General features: G+C 44.1%; 8 protein-coding genes. 4 read left to right on the top strand and 4 right to left on the bottom strand.

Features of this window, described 5'->3' with window-relative positions; genetic code table 11:
- Positions 1 to 4: 4 nt before the first annotated feature.
- Positions 5 to 736 carry a flagellar motor protein MotB gene (locus tag L5M40_RS00445; protein WP_113939642.1) on the bottom strand — a complete coding sequence of 244 codons (732 nt, stop codon included), beginning with the start codon at positions 734 to 736 and terminating at the stop codon, positions 5 to 7.
- A 3-nt stretch (positions 737 to 739) separates the two neighbouring features.
- Complete coding sequence (gene zorA / locus L5M40_RS00440) at positions 740 to 2,818, bottom strand: anti-phage ZorAB system protein ZorA (RefSeq protein WP_263175458.1); 2,079 nt, start codon at positions 2,816 to 2,818, stop codon at positions 740 to 742.
- Positions 2,819 to 3,947: 1,129 nt separating this feature from the next.
- On the opposite strand from zorA, the gene gloA reads away from it, so the two are divergent.
- Entirely contained in the window at positions 3,948 to 4,358 is a 411-nt protein-coding gene (gloA, locus tag L5M40_RS00435; protein ID WP_006087315.1) for a lactoylglutathione lyase, read from the top strand.
- A 158-nt stretch (positions 4,359 to 4,516) separates the two neighbouring features.
- Here the strand turns inward: gloA and msrQ are convergent, their stop codons facing one another.
- Positions 4,517 to 5,179, bottom strand: coding sequence for a protein-methionine-sulfoxide reductase heme-binding subunit MsrQ (gene msrQ, locus L5M40_RS00430; protein WP_028760021.1), 663 nt, complete (start codon positions 5,177 to 5,179; stop codon positions 4,517 to 4,519).
- A 46-nt stretch (positions 5,180 to 5,225) separates the two neighbouring features.
- The gene (msrP, locus tag L5M40_RS00425) at positions 5,226 to 6,260 is read right to left on the bottom strand and encodes a protein-methionine-sulfoxide reductase catalytic subunit MsrP (RefSeq protein WP_173496681.1); all 1,035 of its coding nucleotides are present in this window, start codon (positions 6,258 to 6,260) and stop codon (positions 5,226 to 5,228) included.
- A gap of 253 nt (positions 6,261 to 6,513) precedes the next feature.
- Here msrP and rmuC point away from each other — a divergent pair, with 253 nt between their 5' ends.
- The 3 genes from rmuC to L5M40_RS00410 all read left to right on the top strand — a co-directional run bounded on the left by rmuC (position 6,514) and on the right by L5M40_RS00410 (position 11,039).
- Complete coding sequence (gene rmuC / locus L5M40_RS00420) at positions 6,514 to 8,088, top strand: DNA recombination protein RmuC (RefSeq protein ID WP_173245045.1); 1,575 nt, start codon at positions 6,514 to 6,516, stop codon at positions 8,086 to 8,088.
- An 81-nt stretch (positions 8,089 to 8,169) separates the two neighbouring features.
- Positions 8,170 to 10,095: a transglycosylase SLT domain-containing protein gene (locus L5M40_RS00415; protein ID WP_263256166.1), complete on the top strand. Its 1,926-nt coding sequence runs from the start codon at positions 8,170 to 8,172 to the stop codon at positions 10,093 to 10,095.
- Between the two features lie 239 nt (positions 10,096 to 10,334).
- Positions 10,335 to 11,039: an EAL domain-containing protein gene (locus L5M40_RS00410; RefSeq protein ID WP_131524978.1), complete on the top strand. Its 705-nt coding sequence runs from the start codon at positions 10,335 to 10,337 to the stop codon at positions 11,037 to 11,039.
- The last annotated feature ends 179 nt before the right edge of the window (positions 11,040 to 11,218 follow it).

Here is an 11,218-nt window from a genome sequence, read left to right as displayed (position 1 = left end):
AACCTCAAACATCTTTAGCCTTTTTATAGTCCTCGATCTTAGGTTTTTTGACGGTAAAACGAATATCTATCCTGCGGTTTCGAGCTCGTTGATCTTCACTTTTCTCAACTAAATCGACTCGCCGGGTGTCGGCATAACCGCTTACAGAAAATAGCAGTTGGCCATTAAAGTTTTTTAGCTCGTTTAGTTTGGGTAACAAAGAGTTTTTTTCTTGCCAGAGCTTCCAGATTGATACTGCCCTGTCAGTTGAAAGACCCCAATTGCCTTTTCCGCGATACCAAATATTTACGCTGTCCGTATGCCCCTCAACAAAGACTGTATCTAAGTACTTCCAACGTTCCTCTTTGGTAATAGCTTTATGCAGAGCGTCACCAATGGCAGCAACTTCAGTTTGTGTTTTCTCGTCTTCGGGCAAGGTGTCTTTTGCTGATTTAAATGACAATGTACTTTCAGGGATCCGTAATACAGTGTCATTTTCTACAATCTCAACAATAATATTTTGTTTGGCTAAATCTTCTTTAATATCGACCAGTATGTTGCGGCGAGCCTCTTCAGCCCGCTGAAGTTCCTGAATACTCGCATCAATTTTTTCAGATTTTTGTGTTAATTCAATAATCAATGCTACTGTCGCTAAAATGAAGATAACAAGTAGCGCCGACATTAAATCGGAAAATGACATCCAGTAAGGGTTCTCTTCATCTACGTTAGAATTTCGACGCGAGGATAGTCTGTCCATCTGTTACCCCAGCTTTGCTTGAATTTCATCAACAACACTCGATAACGCTTTCACTGCGTTATTCATTTGTGTCGAGTAGGCTGTTACAGAACTCGACCATACATTGAGGTGTGCTGCAGTTTGGCCATTAGCTTGCTCTGCATAATCTTTAAGCAACCCAGTCATTCGCTGATTTAAGCCCTCTACTTCAACTTTAAGGTCTCCAATAAACTCTTTGTGTGACCCTTTCAGCTCGCTAAATGTAGAACTTGCGCTGGAAATTAAACCATTTAACTGTGCAGTAAGCTCGCCAAATCGAGAAACGTCACGAATCAATTCGTCACGCAGTTTCTCCATACGTTGCGCAGTCAACTGATTTTGACTTGCAAGATCAGAGGTACTCTCAACGGCATTACGAATAGCTCCTGAGAGCTTGTTTCCTGCTTCATTAATATGTGAACTTAAAACCTTCATACTATCCGCAGAAACACGAAGTTCTGTTGAGGATTCCTTCATAGCTTGAGTAGCCTGAGCACTCGCTTCCACCGAAGAATTGATGCTGTTTTGAAGCTTTTGCCCTTGCACAAGAAGCTGTTCAACAGCCTTTACCTGTTGCGACACAGATTTTTCTACTGAACTCAGAATCTCAGTTGATAATTGTGCAATAGAGTTTGATTGCTGTTCAATTCTCTCATTGCGGGCAGTTTCTAACTCAGATGCACGCTTTTCTCTGTCATCAAAGGATTGCACCAACCCACCTAGCTGCGACTCTACAAAACTACTTAATCTTTCGCCTTGGCTTCGTGAATTCAAGATGAGCTCATCGACTTGAACTTTAATCGTTTTAACTAACTCTTCATCTCGTTTGGCAGAGGCCGCCTCACGACTTTGCATTTGTGAGGTCATCTCACTAATCTGGCCTTCGACAAACGAGGTTAGTTTTTGATGAATTGATTGGGACTGCGTGGATAGGCTGTTTACTTGATTCGCGATGTCAGCTATCAGCGCTTTTTCGCGATCTCCCGATGCGGCTTGCGAATTTTGAAGCTGTTCAACAAAACTAGACATTGTTGCCTGCATTGCTTCAACAGATTTATTTACTCTCTCGGACACATCATCAAGAGCGTCGCGTTGTTGGTTTCCTGCCTGCCCAAAGCCTTCCATGAAACTTTGCAGAAGGCCCTCAAGCGCCTTTTGATTGCCTTCGGTTGTCGAGTCAACAAGCTTATTAATCGCAGGTGCCATAATTTCCGACAAACTTTGTTCCAAACTTGTTTGAATCCCTTGTGTGGCAGAGACTAACGCTTCTTGCATTTTTTCGCCGATTTTTTCTGCCAAACCTTGCAAGACTTCTCTGGATTCAGAACTGTTGTCAGAAATGATCTGTAACTGTTCTTCAGGTCGAATACGAGGAAATAGCCAATCAACTAAAAATTCAATATTTCGAATTTTACGGCGAATTAATTGCTCACAAAGCTTTTCGAAAAAATTGAAAATGACACTTAATGCAACCCCCCACACCGAGGTTAAAAACGCAATTTTTGCACCGTTGACGACAGCGGCAACACCTTCTTGCATTTCATTGACATCGACACCGGCACCAAGCTTTAGATCTGCTAAACCTAATTGCAGCCCCATGAAGGTACCGATGACACCTAATGCAGTTAGAAATCCTGGCACAGCAGCTATAAGTCGGTTTTCGGTAACACTTCCCGCCAGTGTATATGGGTTAAAAAAATGACCGGCATCTAAGGTATTTCGAATCTCAATTCGTCCATTCCGACAAATTTCGACTAAAGTTTCATCAAACTCCATCCACAAGAATCCAATACTCTTTTCCTTACTTTTTGCTTTTAAAAGTAGCGGCTCTCGTTGCTCAACAATATCTTTTCTATTTAGTGGCTTTAATACCTTCTCTAGCCAGCTCAGTCTGAACCAGGTCGAAACGCATTTTATGGCAAAAAATCCAGAAAATATAATAGTGACTACAATTAGTCCAAAAACAAAAAGTGTACTGAGTTCACCACCAGTTGTGGGAATCAAAGTTAATTGATTGAAATCTGGAATTAGCCAAGAAAGCTCGATTTTCTGCTCAGTAGCCATTTTTAGTCCTTTAATTTTTTAATTATTTTGAATTCTTAGATAGTGAATGCAAACACCACTTAAATGCTTAACAAAAGATGCTTAATCATTCGACTATATTCCCTCAGAACTTATGAAGAAAATATAAGCAGGCGAGACGGACTGCATTAGTCGGTAAGTTATGTTATTGATTACAACAAAATTCACGCCATCTGTCACTCATTTGAACATATTCAAACATTTTCTACATAACCAAAGCGCTCTATGTTGTCGATGTACTGCCGCATCGATGCAAATACCTATTCATCGCTTATTGACGGAGCAAAACATTGAGTGACAACAAATGCCATAACTCGCTGTCTTTCAGTTGTTATTGCTGACCAGCACCAGGTTTGAGAGGCTACACGACAACAGAATTGGTAACCATCCTTTTGCCGTTATGGTAGGCAGCGCATCCTGTAGCCAGTACAAAGAGCACCGAAACTTAACGGTGCAAAATTAACGGTGCTACACACAAAAAAAATCCGCTAAATTTATCTGTGCGGCTCATTAAATGTCGTAGTTCTGATAGCGTTGCCATACGCAAAATCACAAGAAACATTGCTGGTATCATTCACTCAACAGGTAATTTTTAAAGTGTGTTTTAAAGTAGCCCGTTAATTTGCTATTTCAGTTTCGCTAAACATCATCTTCAAATCCTAGTGAAGTTTTACGTGCACTGAATCATAGACAAACAAAAAGCCGCAATAGCGGCTTTTTTGCTTAACTTGGAACTGGGTTAACTCAAACTTGTATTAGTCGTTAAAACATTGAAACAAAAAAAGCACTGAAAAATAAAGCAATAACAACTGTGGTGCCTAAAGCCATTTTAAGTTCGGTGTTCATCATTCACTCTCCTAGTTGGTATGGCTACATTATTATCAACCCAGTGATAAAAACCCATGTTTGTATCTGTGTTTTGTGAGCGATAGCCAATTTATCGGCAATTTTCTCTTCTAAATCCTGAAAATTCCTCTTACAGACAATCATTTCCCTATCCTAAGCTTTAATCTGGGTCAAGCGCTGTAAAAAACAATGGCTGACATTTATCGAGGTCCATCTACGGATTTTTGGTATACTCCACCCCGTAATCTATTTAGAGAGAGGACCTATGTCGCAACTATTACATACTATGATCCGCGTCGGTAACTTAGAACGCAGTATTGCTTTTTATACTGAAGTGCTCGGCATGAAACTACTTCGCACCTCTGAAAATCCAGAGTACAAATATTCTTTAGCTTTCGTGGGTTACGGTGAAGAATCCACAGGCCAAGCCGTGGTTGAACTGACCTATAACTGGGGCACTGACAAATACGATTTAGGCACAGGCTTTGGCCACTTAGCGATTGGTGATGAAGATATCTATGCCCGTTGCGCAGCTATTGCCGCAGCCGGTGGCAAAGTGACTCGTGCTCCAGGTCCTGTCGCAGGTGGTACCACTGAGATTGCGTTTGTTGAAGATCCAGACGGTTATAAAATTGAGTTCATTCAAATGAAATCAGCGACTCAAGGTTTAGGTTAAGTCCTGCTAACTGAACCCGAAAAATAGCTGAGCAAGACTATTTATTCAGCGACAAATGCCGAATCTTCATTCGGCATTTTTGTTTTTATACTTTAGATCTCACGTTAGGCACAAAGAAACATAAATCAAGCCAGTGATTTACTGCTCGCGCCATGCGTCTAAACCGACTTTATCGAAGCTTTATCTTGTGTCAGCTTACGCTCGGTTTTGTTCGCCACTTTACGGCTGAAATGACGTTTAAACCAAGGCGTGCGCCACAGCAGCAACACACTAAAACCTACGATATACAGACTCGGCTCGATGATTTCCGATTTTACCGACCAGTAAAAATGGATTGGCGCCAATATCGCGACTAAATACACCCCATAGTGCAAGGTTTGCCAACGACGTCCCATCTTACGCATCAAGGCTTTAAACGAAGTTATCGCCAAAGCGGTGACGATAAGATAAGCCACTGCGCCGACTAAAATGTACGGCCGTTTTACCACTTCACTAAACAGTAATTCCCAAGCAAATAACAGATCTAAACTAAAAAACGCCAAGATATGCAAGGTGGCATAGGCAAACACATATAACCCCACTAAACGGCGGGTCTGCATCAACAACCCTTGCTTGGTCAACTTGGCAATCGGTGAGATCAGTAAGGTCGCCGCTAGCGCATTTAATGCGCCTATGCCTGTGTAGTGAATAATGTGCTGCACGGGATCGCCACCCGCACGGCCAAGCACCACAGTGAGCACAAGGTAGACGATTGGCACTAAACCCAACAAATGAAATAACGCCTTTAGCCAAAACAAGTGCTTAGCGGTTAATCTCAACATAGGTTGTCCCCGCTTAATGGCGAATATCCAAACAACAAACCAATCATCAATAGTATTTCCTCAGATCCATGCCGTCATACAGTGAAGCCACAAACTCGCCGTAACCGTTGAACGGCTGGGTATCGATGCGGGTTGCTGAAAACAATCCCCCCTCGCCGATACGACGCTCTGTGGCTTGCGACCAGCGTGGATGATCCACCGCCGGATTAACGTTGGCATAAAATCCATACTCGTGTGAGGCAAGCTGATTCCAGCTGGTCGGCGGTTGTTTATCCATAACGCGAATTCGCACGATTGATTTAATGCTCTTAAAGCCGTATTTCCACGGCACCACTAAGCGAATGGGCGCGCCGTTCTGCGGTGGCAAGGTTTTACCGTACAAACCCACCGACATTAAGGTTAAATCGTTCATAGCTTCGGCTATCGTGAGGCCTTCAACATAGGGATAATGAATACCTCCCCCCATTAATCGGCTCTTCTGCCCCGGCATTTGCTCGGGATCAAAAGCGGTTTCGAAGGCGACATACTTGCCCTTACTGGTGACGCCAACCTTTTTTAATAACGCCGCCAGCGGGAACCCCACCCAAGGGATCACCATAGACCAAGCTTCAACACAGCGCAGGCGATAGTTACGCTCCTCAAGCGGGAACATTTTAGTCAGATCATTAAAATCTAAGGTTATGGGCCGTTCAACTTCACCTTCGATACGCAGTTGCCAAGGATCGACTTTAAAGCCTTGGGCATTATTGAAGGGATCTTGTTTGTCCGTACCAAATTCGTAGAAATTATTATGCTGCGTCACTTTATCAAACGGGGTTAACACATCGGCGGCACCGTACTGCTTATTGGATTGAAACGTCAGTGGCGTAGTGATAAATGAGGACTTAGGTTGATCGCCAAATAGATCGAATAATCCAGCCTGCACATAACCGGGCACGCTGGCACCGATAGCACCGAGTCCCATGGCTTTTACAATTTGCCGACGCGAGCGAAATACCGCTTCGGGCGTCACTTGATTGTCTTGCATGTGCCACTGCGCTTTTTTAAGAATACCTGGGGTAAAACGGGAATGTTTAGCCAATTGACACCTCTACCATCCAATGATTAAAGCCACCGAGTCGCGATAAAAACCTTCTCTGGCGCTCGTCTGTATCGCTCACTCTTATATAGACAGGTAAAAGCCAGAAAAACTTTCCACCCGTGAATAAATTCACCTTAAACGTATAAGACTTGCTCATTCAAGCATTAAGCGCAGATATAGTTGATTAAAGGGCTTGAAGCCTGTTGGGGGGCATGCGAACCTAAGCGCCAAAGCTAAAGGAGTGCTATTGATCATGCCATTTTCTCAATCTTTTTCTGTCGCCGAAATCATCGGCCTTCTCGCCATTGCCTTCTTAGGCCTGTTGATCGGTGCTCTGCTCAATCAAAGACTCACCCGCCAACGCTGGCAACTACACAAAGACCAACTTGAGCAAGAAATGCGTCAAGTAAATGAAGATGCGGAATTATCCTTAGCACAACAGCAAATTTTGGTCGATGACAAAGAAGCGCAATTACGTCAATACCAGCAACGCCTTGAGCTCAAAATTGAACAACTGGGCAAAGCCGAGGCCTTAGCCGAACGCGTTCCCACCTTAGAGCAGCAATTAAATGATAGCCAGCGCCGTCAGTTAGAGATCCAATTAGCCCTGTCGAAATCCAATGCCATGCAGCAAACCATTCAAGCCAAGGCCGATGCCCAGCAAGAATCGCTGCAGGATAAAATTGCCAGCTTAGAATCGGCCGAAGTGCGTTTACAAACCCAATTTGAAAACCTCGCAAACCGTATTTTTGAAGAACGTAGCGAAAACTTTAAGCACCAAAATGCCAGCCAACTCGAAGGCGTACTTGGGCCATTAAAACAACAACTTGAAGGATTCAGACAGCAAATTCGTGAATCCTACACCCACGAACAATCCGAGCGCAGCGCCCTCAAACATCAGCTTGAGCACTTAAGGGAGCTCAATCTGAAGATGAGCCAAGATGCTATCAACCTGACCAAAGCGCTCAAGGGCGATAACAAGCAACAAGGTAATTGGGGTGAAGTGATCCTCGATCGCGTACTGCAGGAAAGCGGCCTACGTGAAGGCCATGAGTACCATACTCAGCAAGATCTCAAGGATGATAGCGGTAAACGCTTTAAGCCGGATGTGATTGTGCATCTGCCAGAAAATAAAGATGTGGTCATCGATGCTAAGATGTCGTTGGTTAGTTATGAGCGCTACTTCAACAGTGAAGATCCGGCACTGCGCCAACAGGCCATTAACGAGCATGTCATTTCAATTCGCAGTCACATTAAAGGCTTAAGTCAAAAGGATTATCAACATCTGCATGGCCTTAAGAGTCTCGATTATGTATTGATGTTTATTCCTATCGAACCGGCATTTTTACTGGCATTGGAGCATGATCCTAGCCTAGTCAATTTTGCCCTTGAGCAGAATATCATGCTTGTTAGTCCAACGAATTTGTTGGTAGCCCTGCGCACAATTAACAATATTTGGCGCTACGAATATCAAAATCAACACGCACAAACCATTGCAAAACAAGCGGGTCGAATTTACGACAAGTTATGTGGTTATATTGAAGATATGGAAAAACTCGGCCGCGCCTTAGATAATGCAGAAAAAACCTATCACAGCGCAATGAACAAGCTGTCATCGGGCAAAGGCAATCTAGTGCGTCAAGCCCATTTAATGCAGCAGCTCGGGGTCGATACCAGCAAACAACTGGATAAAATGCTGCTAGAAAAAGCGCTCAATGAAGCCCAGGACGATAACGACACTCAGGATGACGACGCTGAACTTAATCTGTCGCATACCCGCGATCCTAAGGACACAGAACTCGAGCCTGTCGAGTGCAATGATAGATAACAAGAATTGAACACCCATTAATTACCTCAAATCGATACGGACATGTCGATTGATACCTTGATGCCCGGAGGCAAACGCTCCATGTGCAAAGCAGTTATAAATGTGGTTATATCCAGTGCAATATTGCTCGCAGGCGCATTGAATGCCCCTGCTGCACTTGCGTTAACGTCAACACAGAAAACCTTTCTTGAGGCTGAAAAAGCCCTGAAGAAGCAAGATTATGCAACCTATAAACCCCTACGGGCAAAACTAGGTAATTATCCGCTCGCGATTTATTTAGATCATGATATCGACATAGGTGCTCTTAATGCCTTACAGGGTTATGCAGCTAAAGCCTTGATTGAAAAATATGAAACCACCCCCATGTACAATAGGTTACGGTCTAAATATTTAAACAATGCTGGTAGCCAAAAACGCTGGAATGATTATCTTGCGATCACCCCAGAAGCGCCTACCGACATCCGCCTGCAGTGTTATTACTATGAGGCGAAACTCGCCAAGGGCGATCTAAAAACGGCTTATGCGGCCGCACAATCACTTTGGGTATTTGGGGGTTCGCGCCCAAAGGAATGTGCTCCTCTTTTCAACACATGGACCAAAGCCGGTAAACGCACTCAAGATGTCGTATGGGCGCGAATGATGCTGAGTTTCGAGGCTGGCGAAACGAGTTTACTGAGTTTTTTATCCCAAAAAATCACCACTCATAGTAACGAAGCTAAGCGTTTAGTCGCCGTCTATAAAGATCCCAATAGCCTGCGCCATACCGAAAAGTTTAAAGATAAAAATCCCATTGTCGGTGACATTGTTGCCGCAGGATTAAAACGCCTTGCCCGTAAGGATCTCGACCAAGCCATTAATTTGTATGAACGGTATCAAAAGGCCCATCGTTTTACCCCAGAACAAGCACAGCAACTCGATAAATACCTTGTTCGCCGCATTTTAATTGAACAAGATGATAACTATAAAAACTATGTCGACAATGTGCTCACTGAGCTGAAAAATGACGACTTATTTGAGCGCCGTTTAAGATGGGCTATCCGCGATCACGACATGCGCAGTATTGCCCGTTACTTGAACCTACTCCAACCAGAAACCTTGGCAAAGGAACGTTGGCAATACTGGCTTTATCGCACCAATGCCAAAGAAGCGCCTGAAAGCGCCATAAAAGCGCTCGCGACAATCAGTAATGAACGTAATTTTTACGGTTTTGCTGCTGCGCAGTTCTTAAATAAACCGGTATCACTCAATCAAAGCCCTGAGCCTGTTGTTGATGCCAATAGCCAAAAGTTAACAGATGATCTGGGTTTTGTGCGCGTGCAAGAGCTGATGGCGCTCGACCGTTATTTTGATGCTCGCTATGAATGGATGTCACTACTAAAACGCAGTGACAATACGATGCGAGCACGCTATGGACGCTATGCCCATGAACAGGGCTGGTACGATTTTGGTGTTGAAGCCAGTATTCAAGGTAAGCTGTGGGATGATATTCCTCTACGCTTCCCTATGGCACACCAAGCCGGTTTTGAGCACGCCAGCAAAAAGCATAGGGTTAACATCGATGAGATCCGTGCGATTAGCCGCCGCGAAAGTGCATTCTATCTTTATGCGACCTCGGGCGTAGGTGCCCGTGGTCTAATGCAAATTATGCCTGCCACGGCCAAAGCTACCGCCAAAAAACACGGGGCCAGATATAGCGATCCAAAGGATCTCTACAGCGCAGAGCTTAACCTCAATCTTGGTAGCGCTTACTATGCCCAGCTGTTGAAAGAGTTTAACCAAAACCGCATCCTCGCCACGGCGGCCTATAACGCAGGTCCCTCTCGCGTGCGTCGCTGGTTATCAAACTCTGATGGCAAACTCGATGCCATGGGTTTTATCGAGGCCATTCCCTTTACTGAAACCCGTGAATATGTTCAAGCCGTCCTCAGCTATCGATTGATTTATGAGGCGCAAAAGCAAAAAGCACAGCCATTATTCAGCGAAGCTGAGCTTAAGTTTGCTTACTAACTCGTGACATGAAAAGGAACTCGATACTCAGCCGCATCGAGTTCCTACTTTTCAGCATACCCTAGGGTAACGCTCATGCTTTAACCACCAAAAATTCTAAATGATATTCTCTAAATTCAAATAATTAGCAAAGCGAATAATTATTCAGCAATCACGCCGTTTTATCAAAAACTTGTTTGCACTGAAGGGCGTTAAATGCGAATAATTAGTATTAAAGCATTAAGAATCCCATTACACCCATGATTAACCTTAGTTCGTTAACGCTTAGCTGCGAATACCAACCCTTTGTCAATCCTCATACTTTAGCCATCGACGGCTATGAAGCCTTAGCACGCTTTTACTTGCCTAATGGTGATGCGGTTGCACCTAATATTGTGTTCGAGCAATTGCATGAATCCACAGAAATACTCGCTGCAGTTGAATATCAAGCCAAGGCATTTCAACTCATCCATGCGCCGAGTCAGCAGCGAATTTTTATCAATGTTGATCCCCACGCCGTCGATGGACCACATACCGCCAAGCTCATTCGTTTACTGTCCCACTATGAACGAGTCACGGTCGAGATCATCGAAAACACCTGCATTAACGATGCCCAGCTGGCCAGTCAATTATTCACTCAATTTAAACAAGCTAAGATACATGTGGCGCTGGATGATATTGGTGCGCCCCACTCCATGCTCAGTGTCGATCTGATGATGAACGTGGATTATCTTAAGTTTGACCGCCATTGGTTAACGCACATAACACACCCCGAGGGAGCCCAATTATTAATTGCATTGGTCAACTTTGCCAAAAAGACCCACAAACAATGCATTTTAGAAGGCATAGAAACTGAAGCCCACTTAGCCTTTGCGCGGGATATCGGTGTCGACTTTGTCCAAGGCTTTTTGTTTAAATCCTGGTTTATTCGCCCCACCAGCAGCCAAGTACTGTGCCTTACGTAAGATCAGGCTAAAACGGTTTACATTCGCGCCACCAGCCCACTAAAGACCAAACCTAATGCTGTCGAGTAATTGATTTAGCACTAGAAATGCCACTGGATATACAGGCGATGATCCGCCATAGTGATAACGCACATCAGCTTGCAAATGCACCTTAAGTACACTTCCAAATGTATTAGGAG

It is taken from the genome of Shewanella sp. SM68, assembly GCF_025653925.1.
GTDB classification, from domain to species: domain Bacteria; phylum Pseudomonadota; class Gammaproteobacteria; order Enterobacterales; family Shewanellaceae; genus Shewanella; species Shewanella oncorhynchi.
Note: the sequence above shows the minus strand (reverse complement) of the source record. Positions and strands in the feature narration are given on the sequence as shown.